Raw genomic sequence first — 24,493 nt, 5'->3', positions numbered from 1 at the left:
CGAGTTCAGAAGCTCCACCCCCTGGATTCCGGGCACCACCGGACCCTGCGCCGCCTCGCGCCCACCCCGGAGCCGTTCTAGCCTTTCCGTCTCCCAGTGTCGATTTCCTACATAGAGACGGGTGCGGCCTCTAAATGAGGACGCATCCGTCTCTCTTTGCGTACCTCAATAAGCACCTCAGGGGGAAGCTTTGGCTTCCTGGCGCCTGGCAGCGCGCGCTGCCGCCATACGCGCCCGCTGTGCCGGTTGGACGTAAAGAATGAACACGGCCTCATCGATCAGATCGGCAATGTCAGCGATCTCCTCTGCGGAATACGCCAAGCCGTCGTGAACTGCGTCGTTCCCAACCACTCTTGCCTCATGGAAAGCATCCACGATGTTCTGCGACACACCTCGTGCAGCCAGAGAGGTTATCCGGTTGTACAGACTGCTTCCGCTAGCGCCCTGATCCTTCGTTATCTGCTCCACGACCGCGCGATAGCCGACACCCGCCAGCCGGTAAGCCCCTGCCGCCTCGGTCAAGGCCGCTTCGCTGAAGGCCTCCCGCACCGATGACGGCGCGTCTGAAGAAATCTGGCGCGGTTTCGACTCCGCCTTCGGATATGCCTGCTCAAGCCCGACAGTCTCGTAACGTGCGGCCGCATTTTTCTTCGTCGGGTCCACTACAGTCCACAGGAACAAGCAGTTGGCCGAGCAGTAGTCACAGGTCAGCTTGACGGTGAATAGCGTGAGGTTCTGTTTCTTACCGTCCGCTAATTTTCGGGTCAGACATTGAAGCTCCTGGCGAGCAGATATCTGCATTGATGTATTCATTGCACAGTGAGGGCAGCACAAATAAACTTGTCGCTTAACGCCAAACCCGATTGACCTTTCGTCCACGGGTTCAATATCTGCGAGCTGATCAGATAATTCACGCACAGTCGGACAGTAGCTCATCACCCCTCACCCGTCATGCGATTTCAACGTATCCCCCGCCGGGTAAGTGGACCGGTGACGGTGGCGCCGGCCGAGGTCGCCACGCGCCTCGGGGTTGCCGTGGGCTCCCCGGGAGGCCCCACTCCTGGGTATCCAGAAGGCGGCACTCGTTACTCAGATCCGTCGGACGTAGGTCGTGGGTTCAGATCCCGTCGCCCCGGCAGATAAGCAGCAGGTCAGAGGGCCGGTACTGGATCCAGTGCCGGCCCTCTGGCTTTGTGCGTGTCGTGTTGGCTACGGCGCCGTCGCTGAGCCGTCGTAGATGTTCTTGGGGGTGGCTACCGATGTGATCGCGCGGGCCAGCAGTGTGGAGGGTTCCTGGCCCTGGGTCGTGATGTCCGTGTTCATCATGATGACCAGCGTGGCCTTCTGGGAAGGCAGGTAGACCGTCACCGTTTCGTAGCCCGGGATGGAGCCGTTGTGGCCGATCCAGCCGCTCGTCTTGAGGATGCCGAGCCCGTACGTGGTGCCGGGGATGCCGGTGGGGAGCGTCTTGAGGCGTTGCTTCTGGGTCTTCTGGCTGAGCAGTTGTCCGGTGGCCACGGATTTGGCCCAGTGGCGTAGGTCGTGCAGGTTCGAGATCATCGCGCCCGCCGCCCAGGCCCAGCTGGGGTTCCAGTTCGTCGCGTCCGCGACCTCACCGCTCAGGGTTTGGTTGGTGTAGCCGCGCGGGTGCGGGGCGGGGAACTCGTTGCCCCGTGGGAACAGGGTGTGGCGCAGGTTCGCCGGGCGCAGCACGCGGTGGTGGATGACGTCCGCCAGGGGGCGGCCGGTCACCTTCTCGATCACCAGGCCCAGCAGGACGAGGTTGGTGTTGGAGTACTGGAACTTCTTGCCCGGGGCGGAGGTGTTGCGGTGCTTGAAGCCGTACGCGAGGGACTGGCGCGGGGTGAACGTGCGCTGCGCGTCGCTCAGGACGTCGCGGATGAAGCCGGCGTCCTCGGTGTACGGGAACAGGCCGCTGCGCATCTCCGCGAGATGGCGCAGCGTGATGTGGCGGCCGTTGGGCACGCCCTTGACGTAGGTGGAGATCGGGTCGTCCAGCTTGACCCGGCCTTCGTCCACGAGCTGGAGCAGCGCGGTGACGGTGAACGTCTTGGTCTCGCTGCCGATCCGGACGAAGGAGTCGGCGGACATCGGCTTGCCGGTCCTGAGGTCGGCGACGCCCATGGACCGGACGTAGCAGCCCTTGCCCGGCATCCACAGACCGACGACGGCCCCGGGGATGTCCGCCTTCTTTCCGACGTCGTTCATGGCCTTGTCGAGGCGGGACGTGAGCCCCCGTCCCAGGCTCTTGGGGCAGTCGCCCTTGTCGGGGTGCGCGGCGATCGGCCGCTGGTCCGCCGCGGCGGGTTGGGCCGTCGTCGGCGCCCACAAGGACGCGGCGAGCAGCGCGGCACACAGGGCACGGCGGGAGGTGGAACGGGAACGTCTCATTCGGAGGCGCCTCTTCCGGGCAGGGGGCGGACCTCACGAACATCACCACCTCGGCCCGCGTCACGGGCCCGCCCACCCGGCCCCGCGCGAAGGAGTCCACTCGTTCGGAGCCACCGCACCTCGATCACCCGGGCGAGCCCTCCCCCGGATCCGGACGCACCGCGTCGTTTCGGTGCCGGTCCCTCCCCTGTGGGGACCGGTACCGAACGACGCGGGCCGCATCGATCCGCGCCATGTCGGCGTACCAGCGCGGATCGAGGAAAGACGGATCCGTAGTCCGCGTGACAACGATCCGGAGGTGATCGGCGAAAACCAGCCGAGGCCATGCGGCGCCCCGAGTCATCTCAGCGGGTCACCCGAGCCGATGACCTGCCCTGACGCTGCGCGGTTGGTTCGCTACCGGATTTGGATCCTGCCAGTTAGGGCCACGGAGGGGGAGGTTCCATCCGCATCCGGAGGCCTTAACCGCAGGTCAGCCGTATAGGGTGAGTTTTCCGGTCCGGATGCTCAGGCGCGGAGGAAGTAAGGGGTGGAGGCCTTGAGTCCCGACTCAGGGGCACGCACAGCCTTCGCGGAACGTCTCGCGCTGCTGTACAAGGAAGCCGGCAACCCTCCCCTCCAGCGCGTGGCCGAAGCGGTCGTACGGCATCAGCGGGTCGACGAACGCGGACGGCCCGTACGGGTGTCCGCCCAGCGCATCAGCGACTGGCGGCGGGCCAAGAACGTGCCCGCACAGTTTGCCGCCCTCTCGGCGGTGCTCCATGTGCTGATACCCGAAGCTCGGCGCGAGCAGCCCACGCCCGTGTCCGCGGGTCTCTACGACATGGCCCAGTGGCAGCTCCTGTGGGAGCGCGCGGTGGCCGACCCCGCCGGCGGGCGCGCCGCCTCCGCCACGGAGGACGAGGATCGGCTTCAGGGCGAGGGCGCGGCCACGGCCGCCGTCCCGGGTGTCTGTCCCTATCGAGGGCTGGCCTCGTATCGGCAGCAGGACGCCCGGTGGTTCTTCGGGCGGGAGCGGAGTACCGCCGCCCTCGTCGCTCAGCTCCGCGCGGCGGAGAAGACCGGCGGCCTTGTCATGCTCGTCGGCGCTTCAGGGGCGGGTAAGTCCTCCCTTCTGAACGCCGGTCTGGTGCCCACACTGCAGAACGGCGCGCTGAGCGACGACGACTCTCCCGCGGGCCCTGTGCTGCAGCTCGTGCCGGGCAGCGATCCCCTCGGCGAGCTGACCCGGCAGATACCCGAGCTCGCGCATGCCATCTCCGCCGACGGCGGGACGGTCGGGGTGCCTGGGGTGCCTGGGGTGCCTGGGGTGCTCGGGGTGGCTGGGGTGCCTGGGGCGGTCGGGACTCCCGGGGCGCCAGAAGCAACCGTGACGCCCGCAACGCCCGCGTCCCCCGCCTCCCCCGCCGCCGAAGGCCGCCGGACCCCGCAATTCGCCCACGCGGTGCGCGAGTCCGTCACCGCGTGGGCGCGACGCCAGGCCCCCGCCGCAGATCACCCCACCGCCAGCCACCCCTCCGCCGATCACCCCACCGCCGCCCGCCCCGTCATCATCGTGGACCAGTTCGAGGAGACGTTCACCCTCTCCTCCGACGAGGCGAGCAAGCGCACCTTCATCCAGCTCCTCCAAGCCGCCTGCTCCCCCGGCCCCGGACCCGGCCCCGGACCCGGCGGCGCCAGTGACCCCGCCGCGCTCGTGGTCCTCGGCGTACGCGCCGACTTCTACGAGCAGTGCCTCCGGTTCCCCGAGCTGGCCGACGCGCTGCAGCACCGGCACATGGTCCTCGGGCCGCTGACCACATCGGAGTTGCGCGAGGCCGTGACCAGCCCGGCCAAGGCCGTGGGGCTCGAACTCGAACCGGGGCTCGCCGAGCTGATCGTCCGGGAAGTGAGCACGGACGGGCCCCGCGGGGCGCACGACGCGGGAGTGCTGCCGCTCCTCTCCCACGCGCTGCTCGCCACCTGGCAGCGGCGGAAGACCGGCAGGCTGACGCTGGCCGGCTACCGCGCGGCGGGCGGAATCCAGGGCGCGGTCGCGGCGAGCGCCGAGCGCGCCTGGTCCGACCTCGACCCGGCCGCGCGCACGGCCGCGCGGCTGCTCCTCCTCAGGCTCGTCAGGCTCGGCGAGGACACCCAGGCCACGCGCAGGCGGGGGGCGCGGCGCCAGCTGGCCGAGGAGTCGACCGACCCCGGCAAGACCGAGGAATCGCTCGAAGCCCTCGTACGGGCCCGCTTGGTGACGCTCGACTCGGACACCGTGGAGATCACCCATGAAGCGCTGCTCCACGCCTGGCCACGGCTGCGCGACTGGATCGACGAGGACAGGAACGACAACCTGCTGCGGCAGCGCCTCGAGGAGGACGGCAGGGCCTGGGAGGACTCCGACCGCGACACGTCACTCCTCTACCGGGGTTCCCGTCTCGAACAGGCCCGCGCCTGGCGGAAGACCGCCGGCGGCACGTTCCTGACCAAGGGCGCGGTGGAGTTCCTTGCCGCCTCGGCCAGGCTCCGTAAGCGGACGGTTCTGATCACGCGGGGTGCGGTGGCCGCGCTGGTCGTCCTCGCCATGGTGGCCGTCGTGGCGGCCGTGGTCGCGTGGCAGCAGCGGGACGACGCGGTGTTCGAGCAGGTGGTCGCCGAGGCTGATCGCGTCCAGGACACGGACCCCTCCCTGTCCGCCCAACTCGACCTGGTCGCCCACAATCTGCGGCCGGGCGACGAAGGCACGGAGAACCGGCTGCTCTCGATCGTGAACGCGCCGTTGGCCACCCCGCTCCTCGGCCACAAGGGCGCCGTCTATCTCACCTCGTTCAGCCCGAACGGACGGGTCCTCGCCACTGCCAGCTACGACCGCACCGTACGGCTGTGGGATGTGTCGGATCCGTCGCACGCCAAGCCGCTGGGCAAACCCCTGACCGGGCACAAGAGTTGGGTGAGCAGTGCCGTCTTCAGCCCGGACGGCGACACCCTCGCCACCGCTTCGGACGACGGCACGGTCCGGCTGTGGGACGTGCGGGACCCCGGCCACCCGCGTGCGTTGGGTTCGCCGCTGACCGGGCATGACGGGGCGATCTATCTGGTCGCCTTCAGTCCGGACGGGCGCACTCTGGCCTCCGCGAGCGACGACCACACCGTTCGGCTGTGGGACGTGGACGACCCGGGCCGGGCGAAGGCGCTGGGCACGCTGAGCGGCCACACCGCCGCAGTGCGGTCCGTGGCCTTCAGCCCGGACGGCCGGACAGTGGCCGCCGGTGGCGACAACGGCACGGTCAGGATGTGGAACGCGGCCGATCCGCGCCGCCCCAAGCCCATCGACAAGGTACTGACCGGGCATGCGGGGACGGTGCACTCCGTGGCCTTCAGCCCTGATGGCCACACGCTGGCCACCGGCAGCAGCGACAACGCGATCCGGCTCTGGAAGGTGACAGAACCGCGCCGAGCGAAGCTGCTCGGCGTACCGCTCACCGGTCACACCGGCCCCGTGTGGTCCGTGGCCTTCAACTCCGCCGGGACGATGCTCGCGGCAGCCAGCGCGGACAGCACGGCGAGCCTGTGGAACGTCCGCGATCCGGCGCACCCCTCGCAGGTCGGCGAGCCGCTCGCGGGCAGCAGCGGGGAGATGTACGCCCTGGGCTTCAGCCCCGACGGAAGCACGCTCGCCACGGGGAGCGGCGACAACAAGGTCCGCCTGTGGTCGATACCGACGTCGGACATGATCGGCCGGATCGGAGCGTTCCGCCCCGACGGGAAGGTGCTCGCCACGGCCGGGCGCGACGAACGGGTCCGGCTGTGGAACGTGGAGCGGCCCAGTCGGCCCGTAGCACTGGGCAGATCCTTCAAGACCGCGGAAGGGGAGGTGCGTTCGCCGGTCTTCTCCCCCGACGGCAAGACGCTCGCGGTCCTGACGGGGAGCCGTGCGGTGCAGCTGTGGAACGTCGCCGACCCGGCTCACCCCGTCCCCTACGGGCCGCCCGTCGCCCTGCGGACACGGTTCGCGGCCGCGCTGACCTTCAGCCCGGACGGGCGCACACTGGCGTCCCCGCTCACCGACCGCACCATCCAGCTGTGGGACGTCAGCGACCCGTCTCGCCTCCGTCGGCTGGGCGAGCCCCTCACCGGCCACGAGGGTTACGTGAACTCCCTCGTCTTCAGCAAGGACGGCCGGACCCTCGCCAGTGGAAGCGCGGACCGCACCATCCGGCTCTGGAAGGTCTCCGACCCGCGTCACGCCGCCCGGCTCGGCAGGCCGCTCAAGGGGCATCTCGGCCCCATCAACGAGCTCGCCTACAGTCCGGACAGCGACACACTGGCCAGTGGCAGCGACGACGGCACGGTCCGGCTCTGGAACATCGAGGACCCCGCTGAGGCAACCCGGTTGGGCCCGCCCCTCACGGGCCACACCGACGCGTTGGTGTCCCTGACGTTCAGCGCGGACGGCCGCACGCTGGCGAGCGGCGGCAACGACAACACCGTGCGGCTCTGGGACGCCTCCGACCCCTCCAGCGCCACGCCCATCGGGCAGTCGATGAGCCCCAACGCCAAGACCGGCAGCTTCCTGTTGTTCAGCCCCAAGGGAGAGATGCTCGGAGTTTCGAGCGGCACGGATACGGTCCGGCTCTGGAACTTGGACATCGACACGGCGATTCGTCGCATCTGCTCGACCACTCGGGGCGTCCTTACCCACGAAAAGTGGCAGGAGTATCTGCCCCGGCTCTCGTACGCGCCGCCGTGCGAGGAGTAGCGGTCGCGGGCACTTCCCTTTGGATGACGTCGCGTGATTCCGATCACAACTCCACATCTGGACGGAGTAGTTGACTCCCCTTACGCGATCGGCCTTGTTACGGTTGGCCACAGCCCGATCGCTGGTGCATCCCCCGTCGCCAGCGATCGGGCGTTTTCGTGCCTCCGTCGGGCGCCGGCTGCCATTAGTCCCTTTTCATTGGAGCGGGCTCGTATTAACGCGGTCCGCATTCCTTGAATTTTCAGCTTGTACGCGGGGATCTACGCGGGGCGCCCACACGCCGATGCGATTGCGGACGACGTAAGACCTCCTGAGGAGCCATAGGCTGACCTCCGTCCGGCAGGAGGGTGTGCACCAGTGGCCAAGGCCTACGAGAAGATCGCGGACGAGCTCCGGGCGCAGATTCGCGCAGGTCAGCTCGGTCCCGGCGATCGTCTGCCCTCCGAGGCGGACCTCATCAAGAGCACCGGCCGCAGCGGACCGACCGTCCAACAGGCCCTGCGCGTCCTCCAGGCCGAGGGTCTGATCGAGAAGCAGCACGGCCGCGGGACCTTCGTCCGCCGGCCCCGAGTGCTGGTGCGACGCGCGAACACACGGCACCAATGGGAGAAGAACCGGGCCCGCGCACCCGAGCGACAGCGAAAGGCGACGGGCGCGACCGAGCACGACACGGGCCTTGCGGTCGACGACCTCGTCTTTCACGCCGCGTATCGCGAGATCGAGGCATCCGAGGAGATCGCGGCGGCCATGGGCATCGACGAAGGAACGATGCTCGTCGAGCGGAGCTATCGGACGCGATACCGCGCCGAGCGAAGCCCCTTCAACCTCGTCACGTCGTATCTGATCCGCGACCTCGTCAAGGGAAACCCCGAGCTCCTGGACGAAACGAACGAGCCGTGGCCGGGCGGGACATGGAACCAACTGCACACGGTGGGCATCGAGATCGACCGTGTCGAAGAACGCGTGACGGCCCGGCCCCCGACCGCGGAAGAGGCACAGGAGTTGGGCCTGCCGCCCGGAACGGCCGTTCTCGTCACGCGCAAATCCCTGTACGACACGGACGACCGCCTCGTCGAGATGTCCCGCGCCACGCTGCCCGGAGACCGCACGGAAATACTCTTCACGACTCCCCTGGAAAGGTGGTGAGCCGTGAGCCGGCGCATCATCGTCGTCACGGCCGTCCACGCACCGTCGGCGCGTTTCCTCGTTGACGCGTACAAGTCCCTCTGCGAGCAGGAGTTGCCGCCAGGCTGGCAGTGGCGCTGGCTGATCCAGGAGGACGGGACGACCGACCAGGTCACGCCGCACGTCCCCGACGACGAGCGGGTCACGTTCAAGCAGGGGCGTCCGGGCGGCCCCGGGGTCGCGCGGACCATCGCCCTGGCCGGCGCGGACGGCGAGTACGTGAAGGTCCTGGACGCGGACGACCAGCTCGCGCCCGGCGCGCTGGCCCGCGACCTCGCGGCTCTCGAAGCTGACCGGAGCATCGGCTGGGCGACGTCACGCGTGCTCGATCTGCTCCCCGACGGGTCCACCGCAGGTTTCCCGGGCGACCCCGAGCACGGGCCGATCGAGCGCCGGGACGTGCTCAACTACTGGGCGGGTCACGGTTATCGGCTGCCGATCCATCCGGCCACGCTCTTCGTCCGCCGCGAGCTGCTCGTGGCCCTGGGCGGTTGGATGGCTCTGCCGGCGTCGGAGGACACGGGGCTGCTGCTCGCCCTGAACGCGACCTCGCGGGGTTGGTTCTCCTCCGAGGTGGGCTTGCTCTACCGCAAGTGGGAGGGTCAGGTGACGGGGCAGGCGGCGCACGTCGACACGGCGGAGCGCGCTGCCCGGATGGCGGTCGTCGAGGCCAGGGCGCGAGCGCTGGAGCACTTCGAGTGGCGCTATCCCCTTGGCTCCGGCTGACCGGGGCTTCGTAGCGGGGTTCATAGTGGGGCCGTGCGTGGCCGGTAGCATCCTGCCGATCTTGCCCCGGCCGCGGCGGACTCGTACGGTCACGGCTATGCCTCCCGCCATCCCCCGCCACGCGTCGGAGCTGCTGGCCACCCTCGGTCGCGGCTACGTGCGCAACGCTCCCGGCTCGCTGCTCAAGGGCCCGCTCTCCGCCCGGTACCTCAACCCGTACCTGCGCGACCACCCACGTCAGCGCGTGGTCGAGGCCCGGTTCGGCGCCCGCTTCGCCTGCGACTCCCGCGATCTCATCCAGCGGTTCATCAGCCTCTACGGCGTGTGGGAGCCCCACATGACCCGGTGGCTGCAGGGTCGCCTCGGCGCAGGAGACACCTTCGTCGACGTGGGCGCCAACGTCGGATACTTCGCCGTCCTGGGCTCTCGCCTCGTCGGCAGCACCGGCCGGGTGGTCGCGATCGAGGCGTCCGGCACGTTCCACGACCGCGTGCTGCAGCACATCGGTCTCAACGACTGTGCCAACGTCCGCGCCGTCAACGCGGCGGTCTCCGACAGCCACAAGACGCTGACCTTCGTGCTCGCCAGCTCGAACAACATGGGCGCGAACTCGATCGTCCCGTACGACGGTCCTGCCGAGTCCAGCTTCGAGATGGCGGCACGGCCCCTGCCCGAGATCCTGGACGAGGACGAACTCAGCAGGGCCCGCGTGATCAAGATCGACGTGGAGGGCGCGGAAGGCGGCGTCATCAGAGGGCTGGCCCCCGCCCTGGGAGAGCTTCGCCCGGATGTGGAGATCGCCGTGGAGGTCACCCCGGACCGCATGTCCCAACTGGGCGACTCCATCGACGAGTTGATGGCGACCATGGCCCGGCACGGCTTTCACACCTACCGGCTGCCCACCGACTACAGGCCCGAGAACTACCCGCGCGCGATCCGCCATCCGGAGCCGCCGGTGCGGTGGCGCGGCCCCATCGTGGGCGAGAGCGAGCTGGTCTTCTCCCGCGTGGACGCCGAGACGCTGCACTGACCGGGGCTTTCACCCGGTGGTGCGGCGGCCCGGTGGTGGAGCCGGATCCTTCCGGTCCACCACGGGTAGGCGCCCCCGCCAGGGCCCCCTAGAGGGCCCGGTCGAACGGCAGGTCCAGCATCCGGATCGCGTTCCCGCGCAGCAGCTTGTACGCCACGTCCTCGGGGAGGTGGCCGACGTGGTCCTCGGCCACCGCCTTCGTGTGCGGCCACGTCGAGTCGACGTGGGGGTAGTCGGTCTCGAAGGTGGCGTTGTTCACGCCCACGGTCTCGATCGAGGCGACACCGTGCTTGTCCCGGAAGAAGCAGCAGTAGATCTGCCGGTAGTAGTACGTCGACGGAGGCTCGGGGATCAGGTCCTTGACCCCGCCCCAGGCGCGGTGCTCCTCCCAGACGTCGTCGGCGCGCTCCAGGGCGTACGGGATCCAGCCCATCTGGCCCTCGCTGTAGGCGAGTTTGAGGCGGGGGAACTTCACCAGGACTCCGGAGAAGAGGAAGTCCATCATCGAGGCCATCGCGTTGTTGAAGCTCAGGGAGGCCTGAACGGCCGGGGGCGCGTCGGGGGAAGCCGCCGGCATCTGTGACGACGAGCCGATGTGCATGTTCACGACCGTGCCGGTCTCCTCGCACGCCGCGAAGAACGGGTCCCAGTAACCGGAGTGGATCGAGGGCAGCCCGAGGTACGTCGGGATCTCGCTGAAGGTCACGGCCCGCACGCCGCGCGCGGCGTTGCGCTTGATCTCGGCGACGGCGAGATCCACGTCCCAGAGCGGGATGAGGCACAGCGGGATCAGCCGTCCGCCGCTGTCACCGCACCACTCCTCCACCATCCAGTCGTTGTACGCCCGGACGCAGGCGAGGCCGACCTCCTTGTCCTTGGCCTCGGAGAACGTCTGTCCGCAGAAGCGCGGGAACGTCGGGAAGCAGAGGGACGCCTCGACGTGGTTGACGTCCATGTCCTTCAGGCGGGCCGCCGGGTCCCAGCAGCCGCGGCGCATCTGTTCGCGTGTGATGCCGTCGAGCGTCATCTCGTCCCGCGAGAAGCCGACGGCGGCGATGATGCGCTTGTACGGGAAGATCTCCCCCTCGTACTCCCACCAGTCGGTGACCTGCCCTTCCGGGTCCGTCGTGAACTTGTACTTGCCGCCGATGTACTCCAGCTCGCCGATACCTGCGGTGAAGGGTTTCGGACCCCGGTCGCGGTACTTGCTCGGGAGCCACTTCTCGAAGAGGTGCGCGGGTTCGATCACGTGGTCGTCCACGCTGATGACGCGGGGGAGCTCCTTGGCCCCGACCTCGTTGTTGTCCACTGCTGTGCCCCCTACTACCTGCCGGTTTCCCATACACGCATCTGACGGGCCATCAGATTGAGGTTATGGGCTCGCATCGATGACGGCAACAGTCCGCTTGAAACTCGACCCCTTGCGCGATCGGGCGGGATCCGCTGAACTGACGCTCCGTCAGGTCGAGGCAGGGCAGGCTGAAGGAGGACGCTCGATGCAGACGATGTGGCTCAGCGGGGCCGAGTGGCTGGCCGTGCTCCGGATCGGGCTCGGCCTGTGGTGGCTGGAGAGCTGGCGTCACAAGGACAAGAAGACGTGGTTCACCGGAGGGGGCATCGGCTGGGCGGTGGGCATCGCCGAGAAACACCGCTGGCAGTTCGTCCGGTCCGGCTTCGACCTGACGGTGAAGCCCCGCCCCCGGCTCATGGCCTACATCGTGGCCTACGCGGAGCTGGCGCTCGGGCTCGGTCTCATCTTCGGCTTCCTCACACCGATCGCGCTGATCGGCGGACTCGTACTCAACCTGATCTATTTCGTGCTGATGATTCACGACTGGGCCGAGCAGGGTCAGAACCTGATGATGGCGCTCATCTCCCTCGTCGTCCTCTTCGCCATGGGCTGGCAGGTCTGGTCGCTGGACGACGCGTTGGGACTCTTCCTGTAGACGAGAGACGGCCCGCACCCAGCAGCTCATGCCGAGGGCGGGCCGTCGCGGTCTGTCAGCGTCGCGCTCCGGTACGGCCGCGCACGGCGTGCACGCTGGTGATGGCCGCAGCCATCCAGAAGCACGCTCCGGAGACCGCGATGTGAGCCGGGGCGCCGAGCACCAGAGCCAGGACGCACACCACGGCGAATATGCCGACGCCGCCGACTATCGACGGGACGTCACGCCAGGCAGGTATGACAGGTCTGCCCACGAAGATCAGGACCCCGATGGACAGGAGCACCATCAGGGCTCCGCTGTAGATGAGCCACGTGCTGCTCAAAGCCGTTCTCCACTCGTGTAGCTGGTGTGACTGTTGTACCAGTGGGCGGGCGGGGGAAATTGCCCTGTTCGTACGTGGCTCTGGTCTGTTGTGCGGCAACGTGCCACCCTGCCCGGCACATCCGCTGTGCGCACGTAGAGCTGCATGGAGGTGCCGGTGAACGAGCACGAGCACGGTCACGACCACGTGGAGCGGGAGCCGCTGGCCGCGTCCCTCAAGGCGCTGCACGCCACCCGTGCCGAGAGCGCGGCCGCGCGGGCGGCGGCTCTCAGTCGCTACGTAGAGCAACATGCCTCCCAGGAGCAGGCGGACGCCGTATGGAAGGCGGCTCACGCAGCCCGCGTGGCGGCGCAGGCCCTCGCCGTACTCTCCGAGAGCGAGCCCGATCCGGCGGCGGATTCACGGTGCGCCCGTAACGCGGCTTCGTCCGCGGCTCAGGCCTCACAGATGGCTCAACTTGTCGACGCTGAGGGTGAGTTGGCCGCATTGTCCTGCAAGGCCGCCCTGAAAGCCTCACTGGCCGCCGGGACAGCGGCGGGGGCGAAGGCTCTGGGCGCCGACGAGGGCCTGAACGCCGAGGCTGACATGGCGGAGAGGGCCGCCGTCACCGCGGCCGAGGACGCGGGGTGGATCCGGCCCGGCGAGGAGGTGCCCGGTGTGGCGACCGGCGTGCGGAGCCCTGAAGTGATGGCCATGATGCATCTCTGACCCCGCCCGGCCCGTGGTTGCCCCGCGCTTGGTGACCGCGATGAGCGACGTGGTGCGCGAGGAGTGTCGAGGGGTGTCGAGGGGAGCCCTCGACGGGGGCGGGCGGAGGAACGAATGGCAGAGGTGTTCTTGCGGCGGCTGAGCCGGTGGCAGGCGGAGCAGCAGCGCGAAGCGGTCGCCGACGTCTACGTCGAGGCCTACGAAGGAGACGCGGGCGCCGAGTACCGGGACCGGCAGGGGTTCCTGCGCCTCTTCGAGAGCACCGTGCAGCGGCCCGACTTCGACATGGTCGTCGCCGACGCCGGGGGTCTCGTCGGCTGCCTCTACGGTTACCGCGCGGCGCGTACCGGCGACTGGTGGGAGGGGTTCCGCGGCGTCCTGCCCCCGGAGGTGGAGGAACGCACGGCCGCGGGGCGGGTGTTCGTCCTGGCCGAGCTGATGGTGGTGCCCGCCTACCGTCGCCAGGGCGTCTCGGAGCGCCTGCGCACGCTGCTGCTCGTGCGGCACGCCGCCGATCTGGTCGTCGCGGTCATCAAACGGGACGACGACCCGGGGCGCGAGGTCCTGCGCTCGTGGGGCTGGACCAAGCTCGGGGAGTTCGATCCGGTGGCCGGCCCGGGGTCGACGGCACCATCCCGCCGGGGAGAGCGCGAGGCGGCGCTGTCCGACGGGCTGGTGTGGGAGGGGTGGATGCGGCCGACGGCGATGTGAGGCGGGCTCAGCGTGGCCCGCTCGCCCTCGCCCCGCTCGCCCTCGCCCTGCTCGCCCGCAGGGAGTACATGAGGGGGATGCGGGGGCGGTCCACCGGGAAGCGGTAGACCCCGTCGCGGAGTTCGAGGGCGCCGAAGCGTTCGAAGAGCGTGGTGTCGTGTTCGTGGAGGAAGTCGATCCGCAGGCCGGCCGCCGCCAGGGCCGAGACGACCTCGCCCACCGGGTGCTGCCACTCCACGGTGCGGTTGTGGACCGTGGGGGTGGTCGTGTCCGCGTAGCCGCCCGGGGTCTCCTCGATCCAGGCGTCGCGGGCGAAGTAGTCGTGCTCGATCCGTGAGCCCGTCGCGTCGTCCAGGATGTCCGCGAGCGGATGGAACTCCGAGAGGTAGAGGAAGCCGCCGGGCGCCACGAGAGCGGCGGCCGTCTCGGCCCACCGCTGGATGTCGGGGAGCCAGCACAGGGCGCCCACTCCGGTGTAGACGATGTCGTACGAGGAGTCCGGCACCGCACTCGCGGCGTCGTACACGTCGGCGGCCACGAAGGACGCCTGGTCGGCGCTGAGGCCGAGCTCGGCGGCGAGGTCGCGCGCCGCTTCCACGGCGGGCTCGGAGAAGTCGAGGCCGACCACGCGGGAGGCCCCGTGCCGGGCCCAGGAGAGGGTGTCGAGGCCGATGTGGCACTGGAGGTGGAGCAGCGAGCGCCCGGTGACGTCACCGACCTCGGCGAGCTCGAAGGGGCGCAGCGGGTCCTTGCCCGAGCGGAAGGCTTCGAGGTCGTAATAGTCGCTGGCGAGGTGGAGGGGGACTCGTTCGTCCCAGCGTTTTCGGTTGGCCTCGCGCCAGTCGGATGGCGTCGGTGAGTACATGTCCGGAAAGTTATCCACAGGCTGGGGACCCTCGCCAGCGGATTGTCGGCGTGGACGTGCACTATGGGGTCCATGAGCGACTTGGGTGCGGGTGCAGTGGAGACGACCGGCGATGCGGGCGGGGGCGCGGAGATGCCGGACTGGGAGAAGCGGTTCCGTGCGCCGCGGGTGTCCCTGCCCGACTGGGCGGAGGACGCCCCCGACCGTTCGTTGTTCGTGTCGAACGCGACGGGGACGTACGAGCTGTACGCATGGGACCGCGCGACCGGCGAGCAGCGCCAGGTGACGGACCGGCCGAACGGCACGACGGACGGCCTGGTCTCGCCGGACGGCGAGTGGATCTGGTGGTTCAACGACACGGACGGGGACGAATTCGGCGTGTGGATGCGCCAGCCCTTCAAGGGCGGCGCCGCCGACGAGCCCGCGGTGCCGGGCCTCGAGCCGTCGTATCCGGCGGGCCTCGTCCTCGCGCGGGACGGACGCATGTCCGTCGTCGGCCGCTCGACGGACGATGACGGCTCGACGATCCATGTCGTACGGGCCCCGGGCGCGGACCCCGTCGAGATCTACCGCCACCGCGAGTCCGCGGGCGTCGGCGACCTCTCCCACGACGGCTCACTGATCGCCGTCGAGCACACGGAGCACGGCGACGCGATGCACTCCACCCTCCGGGTGATCAAGCCGGACGGCTCCACGGTCGCCGAGCTCGACGACACCAAGGGCGGCACGGTCGAGCTGGGCCTGGAGGTCCTCGGCTTCGCGCCGGTCGACGGGGACGCGCGGCTGCTCGTCGGGCATCAGCGGCGGGGCCGCTGGGAGCCGATGGTGTGGGACGTCGCGTCGGGCGAGGAGACGGACCTGGCCCTCGACCTGCCGGGTGACGTGAGCGCCGAGTGGTATCCCGACGGCTCGGCCCTGCTCATCGCGCACAGTTTCGAGGCCCGCAGCGAGCTGTTCCGGTACGACTTCGCGTCGCGTGAGCTGATCGAGGTCGAGACACCCAAGGGGTCGGTGTCGGGAGCGACGGCGCGGCCCGACGGCAGCGTGGAGTACCTGTGGTCGTCGGCCGCCGAGCCGCCGGTGGTGCGCTCGACGGCGGGCGGTGTGGTCCTCGACCCGCCCGGCATGAAGGCCCCGGCGTCCGTGCCGGTGGAGGACGTGTGGGTGGAGGGTCCCGGCGGCCGGGTGCACGCCCTGGTGCAGAAGCCCGCCGACGCGACCGGCCCCCTCCCCACGGTCTTCGAGATCCACGGCGGCCCGACGTGGCACGACAGCGACGCGTTCGCCGCGGGCCCGGCAGCCTGGGTGGACCACGGGTACGCGGTGGTGCGCGTGAACTACCGCGGCTCGACCGGGTACGGCCGGGAGTGGACGGACGCCCTCAAGCACCGGGTCGGCCTGATCGAGCTGGAGGACATCGCCGCGGTGCGGGAGTGGGCCGTGACGTCCGGCCTCGCGGACCCGGACCGCATCGTCCTGGCCGGCGGCTCCTGGGGCGGGTATCTCACGCTCCTCGGCGTCGGCACCCAGCCCGACTCGTGGGCGGTGGGGCTGGCCGCGGTCCCCGTCGCTGACTACGTGACGGCGTACCACGACGAGATGGAGGCCCTGAAGTCCATGGACCGCACGCTCCTCGGGGGCACGCCGGAGGAGGTCCCGGAGCGCTTCGAGGCCTCGTCCCCGCTGACGTACGTGGACGCGGTGAAGGCCCCGGTCTACATCTCCGCGGGCGTGAACGACCCTCGCTGCCCGATCCGCCAGGTCGAGAACTACGTGGACCGGCTCAAGGCACGGGAAGCGGTGCACGAGGTGTACCGGTACGACGCGGGGCACGGCTCGCTCGTCGTGGACGAGCGGATCAAGCAGGTGCGGTTGGAACTGGACTTCGCCGAACGCCACCTTCGCTAGCCGGGGCTCGGCCGCGGGGAGGGCACCGCCACCCCCCGGCCTGCCTCCCGGGGACGCCCCGTACCGTGGGGGTGTGTACCGGTTCCTGCTGACGCCCCGCTGGTGGGGGATCAACGTCTTCGTACTGCTGGCCATCCCCTTCTGCATCTTCATGGGGTCATGGCAGCTGGGGCGTTTCGAGGACCGCGTCGAGGCGCATGACGCGGCGCAGGAGCAGGCGGACCGGCAGGCATCGCCCGCCAGGTCCCAGGAGGAGCCCCGGCCGCTGGACTCGATGCTCCCCGTGGACAAGGAGACGTCCGGGGAACAGGTGTCGGCCACCGGGCGGTACGGCAGGCAACTGCTGGTGCCCGGCCGGGAGTTGGACGAAAAGTCCGGTTACTACGTCCTCACGCTGCTGCGTACCGACAGCGGCAAGGACCTGCCGGTCGTCCGCGGCTGGCTCCCCGGGAAGGCGAGTGCGGCGAAGGCTCCCGCGGCGCCCTCCGGTGAGGTCACCGTGACGGGCGCGCTCCAGGCGTCCGAGAGCCCTGGTTCGAACGGGGTCAGCTCGGCCGGCGGACTGCCGACCGGGCAGCTGGGCGCCATCAGCGCGGCCTCGCTGGTGAACGTGGTCCGGGGCGATGTGTACGACGCCTGGGTCACGCTGGCCAAGGGTGACTCCGGGATGAAGGCGGTTCCGGCGTCCGAGCCGGCCAACTCCGGGCTCGACCTCAAGGCCTTCCAGAACCTCGGCTACACCGGGGAGTGGTTCGTCTTCGCGGGGTTCGTCGTCTTCATGTGGTTCCGGCTGTTCCGGCGTGAGCGGGAGTTCGCGCGGGACACTCAGCTGGGGCTGCTGCCCGAGTCATAGCTCTCACGACCTGTCACACGATGGCCGTGAACGCCGGACGGGCTGGACATTCCAGCCCGTCCCGGACGTCGACCGCGTCGCGCTACGACGCCGACAGCATCCCCGTGTGGTAGACCGTCCCCGCGCACGCGTTGGTGATCGTCGCGCCCGCCGCGGGCGAACCCTCGGCGGCCGTCAGGGACACCGTCACGCCGCCGTCAAGGACGCCGCCCTCCTCGCGGACCATCTGCGGCTCCGTGCCGCCCGGTGCGCCGCTGTCCGCGCCGCCGCCCTCCGTGGGGGTCGGGTCGGGCGAAGGCTCACCGCTGTCCGTCGGGCACGCCTCCGAAGGCACCCAGGCGAACTTCACCTCGTACGCGGCGCCCGGCTGGAGGACCAGCGAGCTGACCGCCTGCGCCGGGTCCGGAAGGCCCGTCGCCGCGTCGCCCGCGACATGGTCGGAGATGAGGATCTTCCCGGGGTCGGCCGCCCCCGTCGTCGCCGTGCTCACGCTGCCCGGCGCGCTGACCGTGCAGCTGCTGCCGGAGACGTTGGCGACGCGGAAGCTGCCGTACACCTTGCCGTCGGCCTCGGGCGCGCCCGCGCTACCGCTCGCGCCGCCGAGCTGGTCCACCGCGCAGGCGGGTGAGCCGGCGGATTCCGTACCCGCCGGGTCGGGACCACCGGTCGCGCCGCCGCTGGCCTCACCCTTCCCCTTGCCGTCCTTCTTGTCCTTCTTGTCTTTCTTGTCCTTGGACTTGGAGGGGCCGGAGTCGCCGCTCTTGCCCTTCTCCCCACCGTCAGGGCCCTTGCCGCCCTCGCTCGAACCGCCCTGCGTCTGCTCGCTGTTGCCCGCTATCGACGGCCGGTCGTCCGAGCCCCCGGTGGAGTTCGTGACGTGCACCAGAGCGGGGATGGCGGTGCCGATGAAGAGCGCGGCGGCCGCCATGCCGACCACGGCCTGGCGCTTGCGCTGACGCCGCGCCGGTACCGCGTGCCGCAGTCGCTCCAGAGCGCGGTCGCCCGGCTCGATCTCCTGGACGGCCGAACGCATCATCCTGCGCAGCGCCAGCTCGTCGGAGCCGTCCTCACCACCGAAGACGGAACCCGGCGCCTCACCGCCCCGACGCTCGGCCGCGGCGGACTCCTCGGGCTCAGCCGCGGCGGGCTCCCCGGGCTCGGCCGCGGCGGGCTCAGCAGGCTCCGCCGCCGTGGGCTCGTCGGGCTCGGGTGCGGTGGGCTCGTCGCCCTGGCCGTGGTTCACAGTTCCGTCCCCAGCGTGCTGCTCAAACTCGGCGCTCTTGTCATCGTCATGCTCGCGCCCGTACTCGTGCTTGCTCATGCCGGTGCCTCCATGGCGACCCGCAGAGCCGCGATCCCGCGCGAGCCGTAGGCCTTCACCGACCCGAGCGATATGCCCAGGGTCTCGGCGACCTGCGCCTCGGTCATGTCCGCGAAGTACCGCAGGACCAGGACCTCGCGCTGGCGGCGCTGGAGGCCGCGCATCGCCTTGATCAACTCGTCACGCTCAAGGAGGTCGTACGCCCCCTCCTCGGCGCTCGCCATGTCGGGCATCGGCTTCGAGAGCAGCTTCAGCCCGAGGATGCGGCGACGCAGCGCGGAACGCGAGAGGTTCACGACCGTCTGCCGCAGATAGGCGAGCGTCTTCTCCGGGTCCCGCACGCGTTTGCGCGCCGAGTGCACCCGGATGAACGCCTCCTGCACGACGTCCTCGCACGAGGCCGTGTCATCGAGAAGCAGCGCCGCCAGGCCGAGGAGCGACCTGTAGTGGGCGCGGTAGGTCTCGGTCAGGTGGTCGACTGTGGTGCCCGCGCTCATCGCCTCCTCAGCGCCCTCGCGCTGCGTCGGGATGCGGGCCGATCTCGTGATGGGCATGGGGGCGATCACCGGCATGCCGGCGGGCGCACGGGGACGGCGAGGCGGGCGCAGGGCCGCGCCCCTCGCCTGAACCGCTGTGAAATCGAGAACCTCTGCCACGCCTGTTGGACACGCCTACCCCCTTGAGGGTTGTACGCATCGCGCGGCGCGTTTGCGGCGGGCATCGTCGCCATTGGTGACGATGCATCAAATGCCCCCATGCGTACCAGCTCTTCCCCTATGCCCATTTTTCGCAGCGCTCAGGTCACGCCCCCTGGAGGGCGATCGCAAAGACGCGCCCCGCCCTGCTGCCGGTTGCAGAGGACGGGGACGAATATTGCGAATCTTCGAACGCGGCAATGGTCCAGATCAAGCGATTCTGGCCACCAAGTTGGACACAGAACTTACACAGACCCCTCAAAGTCTTCCGCCTCGGGGAGCCTTCGGGGCTTGTTCTGCCCGCCCGCATGCACCTTTCTGCGGGTTTTTGTACCTACTACTGACGTCCGGTGAGCTCCCCGGCCACCAGCTCCGCGATCTGGGCCGTGTTCAGGGCGGCTCCCTTGCGGAGGTTGTCCCCGCACACGAAGAGCTCAAGGGCTGTCGGATCGTCCAGGGCGCGCCGCACCCGGCCCACCCACGTGGGGTCGGTCCCCACCACGTCGGCGGGGGTCGGGAACTCACCCGCGGCCGGGTTGTCGAACAGCACGACTCCCGGAGCGGTGGCCAGGATCTCGCGCGCGCGGTCCACCGTGACCTCGTCCTCGAAGCGCGCGTGCACGGTCAGGGAGTGCGTGGTCACCACCGGCACACGTACGCAGGTCGCCGCGACCTTCAGGTCGGGCAGGCCGAGGATCTTGCGGGACTCGTCCCGCACCTTCATCTCCTCGGACGACCAGCCGTCGTCCCGCAGCGTCCCGGCCCACGGCACGACGTTCAGCGCCACGGGCTCCGGGAAGGGCCCGGTGTCGTCACCGACAGCACGGCGTACGTCACCGGGGCTCGTGCCGAGCTCCGACCCCGCCACCAGCTTCAGCTGGCGGCGCAGGGTCTCCACGCCGTCCCGCCCGGCGCCGCTCACGGCCTGGTACGAGGAGACGATCAGCTCACGCAGACCGAACTCGGCGTGCAGCGCGCCGACGGCCACGATCATCGAGAGAGTCGTGCAGTTCGGGTTGGCGACGATGCCGCGCGGGCGCACGCGCGCGGCGTGCGGATTGACCTCGGGGACGACCAGTGGCACGTCCGGGTCCATCCGGAAGGCGGCGGAGTTGTCGACCACCACGACGCCCTTGGACGCGGCGATGGGCGCCCACTGCGCGCTGACCTCGTCGGGAACGTCGAACATCGCCACGTCGACGCCGTCGAAGGCGTCCTCGCTCAGCGCGATGACCTCGACCTCCTCACCGCGCACGGCCAGCTTCCTGCCGGCCGAGCGCGGTGAGGCGACGAGTCGGATCTCGCCCCAGATGTCGGCGTGCTGCGACAGGATCTGGAGCATGACCGCGCCGACGGCCCCGGTCGCTCCGACGACCGCGAGCGTCGGCTTTCCGGTCATCGCCCGGTGCCCCCATAGACCACTGCCTCGTCCGTGTCGGAGTCGAGGCCGAAGGCGGTGTGCACGGCGCGCACGGACTCGTTCGCGTCATCGGCGCGGGTCACGACCGAGATGCGGATCTCGGAGGTCGAGATCAGCTCGATGTTCACGCCCGCGTCGCTGAGCGCCTCGAAGAAGGCGGCGGTGACGCCGGGGTTCGTCTTCATACCCGCGCCGACCAGGGAGATCTTGGCGATCTGGTCGTCGTAGCGCAGGGAGTCGAAGCCGATGGCCGAGCGCGTCTTCTCGAGCGCGTCGATCGCCTTGCGGCCCTCGGCCTTGGGCAGGGTGAACGAGATGTCCGTGAGTCCGGTCGAAGCGGCCGAGACGTTCTGGACGATCATGTCGATGTTGACCCCGGAGTCCGCGATGGCGCGGAAGATCGAGGCGGCCTCACCCGGCTTGTCCGGCACGCCGACGACCGTGATCTTGGCCTCCGAGGTGTCGTGCGCGACACCGGAGATGATGGCCTGCTCCACCTTGCGGTCCCCTTGCGGTTCGTTGCTGACCCACGTGCCCTGAAGTCCACTGAAGGACGAGCGCACGTGAATCGGGATGTTGTAACGGCGGGCGTACTCCACGCAGCGGTGGAGCAGCACCTTGGACCCGGAGCTCGCGAGCTCCAGCATGTCCTCGAACGAGATCCAGTCGATCTTCTGGGCCTTCTTCACCACACGGGGGTCGGCGGTGAAAACGCCGTCCACGTCCGTGTAGATCTCGCAGACCTCGGCGTCGAGCGCGGCGGCGAGGGCGACAGCGGTCGTGTCCGACCCGCCGCGGCCCAGCGTGGTGATGTTCTTGCCCTCCTGGCTGACACCCTGGAACCCCGCGACGATGGCGATGTTGCCCTCGTCGATGGAGGCCCGGATGCGGCCCGGCGTGACATCGATGATCCGCGCTTTGTTGTGGACGGAGTCGGTGATGACACCGGCCTGGCTGCCCGTGAACGACTGGGCCGCGTGACCCAGGTTTTTGATCGCCATGGCAAGAAGGGCCATGGAGATCCGCTCCCCGGCGGTCAGCAGCATGTCGAATTCACGCCCGGCAGGGATCGGGGATACCTGCCCGGCAAGATCGATCAACTCATCCGTCGTGTCACCCATGGCGGACACCACGACAACGACCTGATGGCCGTTCTTCTTGGCGTCGACAATCCTCTTGGCGACCCGCTTGATGCCCTCGGCATCGGCTACGGAGGAGCCTCCGTACTTCTGCACGACAAGGCTCACGTGCGCTCCTCGCTCAGTCCGTCTTCACCGCACTGCTGCGGTCGGCTCAGTCTAACGAGCGGCCGAAATTCGCCTCACGAATATCACATGGTGAGATGTCCCGCCCACTACGTGATCAACGTCGGCATACGCTCCCGCTGCTCGGGGCGTACGTTCCGACCGCTCGGCTTGGCACATGCCCAGCGGGGAGTCGGCCACTCCGGAAAGTGGGGCGGGTCACAACCGCATGTCACAGCCGCGGGGTCACAGCCGCAAGGTCACCGCAGCGAGGTCACTGCACGGAGCGCAGGCCCAGGGGCCCGGCGATCTCCTCCGCCATCACCCTGCCCGCGGCTTCCGCGAGCGCGTCCTCGGCGAGGTCCTCGTCCGTGTCCAGGCCGTTGAGGTCCTCGAGGGGCTGGTTCAGGCGGACGTGGGCCACCAGGGACTGGAGGGCTCGGAGGGTGGCCGAGGCCGTGGAGCCCCAGTTGGAGAAGTACGAGAACTGCCACCACCACAGGGCCTCGGTCGTGCGGCCCGCGCGGTAGTGGGCCAGGCCGTGGGAGAGGTCCGCGACCACGTCGGCGAGGTCGTCCGAGATGCGGGCCGCCACCGGGGCCTTGCGGGGCTCGTACGGGTCGAAGACCTCGGAGTAGACGTCGATCGGCTCCAGCATGGCGGCGAGGCGTTCACGCAGGTCGTCGACGTCGCGCTCCGGGCCGAGGTCCGGCTCGTAGCGCTCCTCGGGGAGGATGTCCTCGTGCGCGCCCAGGCGGCCGCCGGCCAGGAGGAGTTGGGAGACCTCCAGGAGGAGGAAGGGAACGGCCGAGTCGGGCTCGTCACCCTTCGCGACCTCCGTCACCGCGACGATGAAGCTCTCGATCTGGTCCGAGATCTGCACCGCGAAGGAGTCCGGGTCCTGGGCGGCCGCGTGCAGGAGGACCGTCGCCTCGGGGGCGATGATCGGCTCGGGGGCGAAGATCGACTCCGGGGCGGCGATCACCTCCGCGACAGGCGCCGCTTCCGGCAGCGACTCCGCCTTCAGTTCCGGCTTCAGTTCCGGCTTCGTTGACTTCTCTTGCTGCTTCTTAGACATCTAGGAGTCGTCTCCCCTCGAAGGCGCGGCCCAGGGTGACCTCGTCCGCGTATTCCAGATCTCCCCCGACAGGGAGCCCGCTGGCCAGGCGGGTGACCTTCAGGCCCATGGGCTTGATCATCCGTGCGAGGTACGTCGCCGTCGCCTCGCCCTCCAGGTTCGGGTCCGTGGCCAGAATCAGCTCGGTGACCGTGCCGTCCGCCAGGCGCGCGAGCAGTTCCCGTATCCGCAGATCGTCCGGACCGACCCCTTCGATCGGGCTGATCGCTCCGCCCAGAACGTGGTACTTCCCCCGGAACTCGCGCGTACGCTCGATCGCCACGACATCCTTCGGCTCCTCGACCACGCAGATGACGCTGAGGTCGCGGCGCGGGTCGCGGCAGATGTTGCAGAGCTCTTCCTGCGCGACGTTCCCGCAGGTCGCGCAGAAGCGGACCTTGTCCTTCACCTCGAGGAGGGAGTGCGCGAGACGCCGCACGTCCGTCGGCTCCGCCTGCAGGATGTGGAAGGCGATCCGCTGCGCGCTCTTGGGACCGACGCCGGGCAGCCTGCCCAACTCGTCGATGAGGTCCTGAACCACGCCTTCGTACACGGGGTGCCTTGCCCTTTCCTGTTCTCGCTCACGCTTTGGTACGTACGGTAGTTGGCCCGTCGCCCTCTTAGAAGGGAAGGCCCGGGATGCCTCCGCCGCCCAGGCCCTGCGCGAGCGGACCCAGCTTCTCCTGCTGGAGCGCCTGCGCGTTCTCGTTCGCCGCCTGGACCGCCGCGACCACCAGGTCCGCGAGGGTCTCGGTGTCCTCCGGGTCGACCGCCTTGGGGTCGATCACCAGGCCGCGCAGCTCACCGGATCCGGTGACCGTCGCCTTGACGAGGCCGCCGCCCGCCTGGCCTTCGACCTCGGTGCGCGCGAGCTCTTCCTGCGCGGTAGCGAGGTCCTGCTGCATCTTCTGGGCCTGCTGGAGCAGCTGCTGCATGTTGGGCTGGCCACCACCGGGGATCACGATCAGCTCCTGTCTCGGTAGGTCGTCGGTTTTTCCACCTCCAATGAGCCTACGTGGTTGAGGGTGGCCTCGCCCCAGCACTCTTTCGAGTGAGATCGGCCGTCTTCCTATACCTGATCAAGCAGCTCTTCCGGGCGGAAATACCGCGAAAAGGGGCTCATGGCCACCCATTGGGCGGTAGGACTGGGGCTGCGCATGAGCAGATGACTTCAGCCGCGTCAGCATCATCAGCACCAGCTGTCACAGCGCGCGCACCGTACGGAATCACCGCGGGGGACAGTGCCGCAAGGAACCGTGCCGCAGGAAGTGCCGCAGGAACAGTCAGGG

At 69.4% G+C, this 24,493-nt stretch carries 21 protein-coding genes; 9 read left to right on the top strand and 12 right to left on the bottom strand.

What is annotated here, in order from left to right; translation table 11 throughout:
* Nucleotides 1-177 precede the first annotated feature (177 nt).
* Both ABXJ52_RS19630 and ABXJ52_RS19625 read right to left on the bottom strand, forming a co-directional pair.
* Nucleotides 178-918 (bottom strand): DUF4145 domain-containing protein, encoded by a 741-nt coding sequence (locus ABXJ52_RS19630; protein WP_367043900.1) that lies wholly within the window; start codon nucleotides 916-918, stop codon nucleotides 178-180.
* A gap of 291 nt (nucleotides 919-1,209) precedes the next feature.
* The gene (locus ABXJ52_RS19625) at nucleotides 1,210-2,412 is read right to left on the bottom strand and encodes a serine hydrolase domain-containing protein (protein WP_367043899.1); all 1,203 of its coding nucleotides are present in this window, start codon (nucleotides 2,410-2,412) and stop codon (nucleotides 1,210-1,212) included.
* Nucleotides 2,413-2,941: 529 nt separating this feature from the next.
* Between ABXJ52_RS19625 and ABXJ52_RS19620 the strand changes: the two genes are divergently transcribed.
* The 4 genes from ABXJ52_RS19620 to ABXJ52_RS19605 all read left to right on the top strand — a co-directional run bounded on the left by ABXJ52_RS19620 (nucleotide 2,942) and on the right by ABXJ52_RS19605 (nucleotide 10,094).
* Entirely contained in the window at nucleotides 2,942-7,153 is a 4,212-nt protein-coding gene (locus ABXJ52_RS19620; RefSeq protein WP_367043898.1) for a hypothetical protein, read from the top strand.
* A 357-nt stretch (nucleotides 7,154-7,510) separates the two neighbouring features.
* Nucleotides 7,511-8,299, top strand: a complete 789-nt coding sequence (locus ABXJ52_RS19615) for a GntR family transcriptional regulator (protein WP_367043897.1) — start codon at nucleotides 7,511-7,513, stop codon at nucleotides 8,297-8,299.
* A 3-nt stretch (nucleotides 8,300-8,302) separates the two neighbouring features.
* Nucleotides 8,303-9,064 carry a glycosyltransferase family 2 protein gene (locus ABXJ52_RS19610; protein ID WP_367043896.1) on the top strand — a complete coding sequence of 254 codons (762 nt, stop codon included), beginning with the start codon at nucleotides 8,303-8,305 and terminating at the stop codon, nucleotides 9,062-9,064.
* A 97-nt stretch (nucleotides 9,065-9,161) separates the two neighbouring features.
* Nucleotides 9,162-10,094, top strand: a complete 933-nt coding sequence (locus tag ABXJ52_RS19605; protein ID WP_367043895.1) for an FkbM family methyltransferase — start codon at nucleotides 9,162-9,164, stop codon at nucleotides 10,092-10,094.
* An 88-nt stretch (nucleotides 10,095-10,182) separates the two neighbouring features.
* Here the strand turns inward: ABXJ52_RS19605 and ABXJ52_RS19600 are convergent, their stop codons facing one another.
* The gene (locus tag ABXJ52_RS19600) at nucleotides 10,183-11,403 is read right to left on the bottom strand and encodes an amidohydrolase family protein (RefSeq protein ID WP_367043894.1); all 1,221 of its coding nucleotides are present in this window, start codon (nucleotides 11,401-11,403) and stop codon (nucleotides 10,183-10,185) included.
* A 187-nt stretch (nucleotides 11,404-11,590) separates the two neighbouring features.
* On the opposite strand from ABXJ52_RS19600, the gene ABXJ52_RS19595 reads away from it, so the two are divergent.
* Nucleotides 11,591-12,040, top strand: coding sequence for a DoxX family membrane protein (locus ABXJ52_RS19595; RefSeq protein WP_367043893.1), 450 nt, complete (start codon nucleotides 11,591-11,593; stop codon nucleotides 12,038-12,040).
* A 55-nt stretch (nucleotides 12,041-12,095) separates the two neighbouring features.
* On the opposite strand, the gene ABXJ52_RS19590 is transcribed toward ABXJ52_RS19595, so the two are convergent.
* Nucleotides 12,096-12,362: a hypothetical protein gene (locus tag ABXJ52_RS19590; protein ID WP_367043892.1), complete on the bottom strand. Its 267-nt coding sequence runs from the start codon at nucleotides 12,360-12,362 to the stop codon at nucleotides 12,096-12,098.
* 156 nt (nucleotides 12,363-12,518) lie between these two features.
* Here ABXJ52_RS19590 and ABXJ52_RS19585 point away from each other — a divergent pair, with 156 nt between their 5' ends.
* Together ABXJ52_RS19585 and ABXJ52_RS19580 are read left to right on the top strand one after the other, a co-directional pair.
* Nucleotides 12,519-13,070 (top strand): hypothetical protein, encoded by a 552-nt coding sequence (locus ABXJ52_RS19585; RefSeq protein WP_367043891.1) that lies wholly within the window; start codon nucleotides 12,519-12,521, stop codon nucleotides 13,068-13,070.
* 114 nt (nucleotides 13,071-13,184) lie between these two features.
* The gene (locus tag ABXJ52_RS19580; protein WP_367043890.1) at nucleotides 13,185-13,781 is read left to right on the top strand and encodes a hypothetical protein; all 597 of its coding nucleotides are present in this window, start codon (nucleotides 13,185-13,187) and stop codon (nucleotides 13,779-13,781) included.
* 7 nt (nucleotides 13,782-13,788) lie between these two features.
* On the opposite strand, the gene ABXJ52_RS19575 is transcribed toward ABXJ52_RS19580, so the two are convergent.
* Nucleotides 13,789-14,646: a class I SAM-dependent methyltransferase gene (locus ABXJ52_RS19575; protein ID WP_367043889.1), complete on the bottom strand. Its 858-nt coding sequence runs from the start codon at nucleotides 14,644-14,646 to the stop codon at nucleotides 13,789-13,791.
* 72 nt (nucleotides 14,647-14,718) lie between these two features.
* On the opposite strand from ABXJ52_RS19575, the gene ABXJ52_RS19570 reads away from it, so the two are divergent.
* Both ABXJ52_RS19570 and ABXJ52_RS19565 read left to right on the top strand, forming a co-directional pair.
* Nucleotides 14,719-16,554 carry a prolyl oligopeptidase family serine peptidase gene (locus ABXJ52_RS19570; protein WP_367043888.1) on the top strand — a complete coding sequence of 612 codons (1,836 nt, stop codon included), beginning with the start codon at nucleotides 14,719-14,721 and terminating at the stop codon, nucleotides 16,552-16,554.
* A 73-nt stretch (nucleotides 16,555-16,627) separates the two neighbouring features.
* Nucleotides 16,628-17,407: an SURF1 family protein gene (locus tag ABXJ52_RS19565; RefSeq protein WP_367043887.1), complete on the top strand. Its 780-nt coding sequence runs from the start codon at nucleotides 16,628-16,630 to the stop codon at nucleotides 17,405-17,407.
* Between the two features lie 82 nt (nucleotides 17,408-17,489).
* Here ABXJ52_RS19565 and ABXJ52_RS19560 read toward each other — a convergent pair whose 3' ends face one another.
* The 7 genes from ABXJ52_RS19560 to ABXJ52_RS19530 form a co-directional block, all read right to left on the bottom strand.
* A complete protein-coding gene (locus tag ABXJ52_RS19560; protein WP_367043886.1) occupies nucleotides 17,490-18,728 on the bottom strand; it encodes a hypothetical protein in 1,239 nt (412 codons plus the stop codon).
* Nucleotides 18,725-19,384, bottom strand: a complete 660-nt coding sequence (locus ABXJ52_RS19555) for a SigE family RNA polymerase sigma factor (protein WP_367043885.1) — start codon at nucleotides 19,382-19,384, stop codon at nucleotides 18,725-18,727. Before ABXJ52_RS19555 ends, ABXJ52_RS19560 begins: the two co-directional genes overlap by 4 nt.
* A gap of 376 nt (nucleotides 19,385-19,760) precedes the next feature.
* Nucleotides 19,761-20,822 (bottom strand): aspartate-semialdehyde dehydrogenase, encoded by a 1,062-nt coding sequence (locus ABXJ52_RS19550; RefSeq protein ID WP_367043884.1) that lies wholly within the window; start codon nucleotides 20,820-20,822, stop codon nucleotides 19,761-19,763.
* The gene (locus tag ABXJ52_RS19545; RefSeq protein WP_249588720.1) at nucleotides 20,819-22,090 is read right to left on the bottom strand and encodes an aspartate kinase; all 1,272 of its coding nucleotides are present in this window, start codon (nucleotides 22,088-22,090) and stop codon (nucleotides 20,819-20,821) included. Before ABXJ52_RS19545 ends, ABXJ52_RS19550 begins: the two co-directional genes overlap by 4 nt.
* 271 nt (nucleotides 22,091-22,361) lie before the next feature.
* Nucleotides 22,362-23,165, bottom strand: coding sequence for a DUF5063 domain-containing protein (locus tag ABXJ52_RS19540; protein ID WP_367043883.1), 804 nt, complete (start codon nucleotides 23,163-23,165; stop codon nucleotides 22,362-22,364).
* Nucleotides 23,158-23,757, bottom strand: coding sequence for a recombination mediator RecR (gene recR / locus ABXJ52_RS19535; protein ID WP_367043882.1), 600 nt, complete (start codon nucleotides 23,755-23,757; stop codon nucleotides 23,158-23,160). Before recR ends, ABXJ52_RS19540 begins: the two co-directional genes overlap by 8 nt.
* Before the next feature lie 67 nt (nucleotides 23,758-23,824).
* Nucleotides 23,825-24,166 (bottom strand): YbaB/EbfC family nucleoid-associated protein, encoded by a 342-nt coding sequence (locus tag ABXJ52_RS19530; RefSeq protein WP_367043881.1) that lies wholly within the window; start codon nucleotides 24,164-24,166, stop codon nucleotides 23,825-23,827.
* Nucleotides 24,167-24,493: the final 327 nt, after the last annotated feature.

The organism is Streptomyces sp. Je 1-332, from assembly GCF_040730185.1.
Lineage (GTDB): Bacteria > Actinomycetota > Actinomycetes > Streptomycetales > Streptomycetaceae > Streptomyces.
This window is presented reverse-complemented; position numbering and strand designations above follow the sequence as displayed.

Coding starts and splice junctions, on each gene's coding strand:
- ABXJ52_RS19625 (WP_367043899.1), bottom strand. CDS start 2,412: ATGAGACGTTCCCGTTCCACCTCCCGCCGTGCCCTGTGTGCCGCGCTG.
- ABXJ52_RS19605 (WP_367043895.1), top strand. CDS start 9,162: ATGCCTCCCGCCATCCCCCGCCACGCGTCGGAGCTGCTGGCCACCCTC.
- ABXJ52_RS19595 (WP_367043893.1), top strand. CDS start 11,591: ATGCAGACGATGTGGCTCAGCGGGGCCGAGTGGCTGGCCGTGCTCCGG.
- ABXJ52_RS19580 (WP_367043890.1), top strand. CDS start 13,185: ATGGCAGAGGTGTTCTTGCGGCGGCTGAGCCGGTGGCAGGCGGAGCAG.
- ABXJ52_RS19575 (WP_367043889.1), bottom strand. CDS start 14,646: ATGTACTCACCGACGCCATCCGACTGGCGCGAGGCCAACCGAAAACGC.
- ABXJ52_RS19570 (WP_367043888.1), top strand. CDS start 14,719: ATGAGCGACTTGGGTGCGGGTGCAGTGGAGACGACCGGCGATGCGGGC.
- ABXJ52_RS19560 (WP_367043886.1), bottom strand. CDS start 18,728: ATGAGCAAGCACGAGTACGGGCGCGAGCATGACGATGACAAGAGCGCC.
- ABXJ52_RS19550 (WP_367043884.1), bottom strand. CDS start 20,822: ATGACCGGAAAGCCGACGCTCGCGGTCGTCGGAGCGACCGGGGCCGTC.
- ABXJ52_RS19540 (WP_367043883.1), bottom strand. CDS start 23,165: ATGTCTAAGAAGCAGCAAGAGAAGTCAACGAAGCCGGAACTGAAGCCG.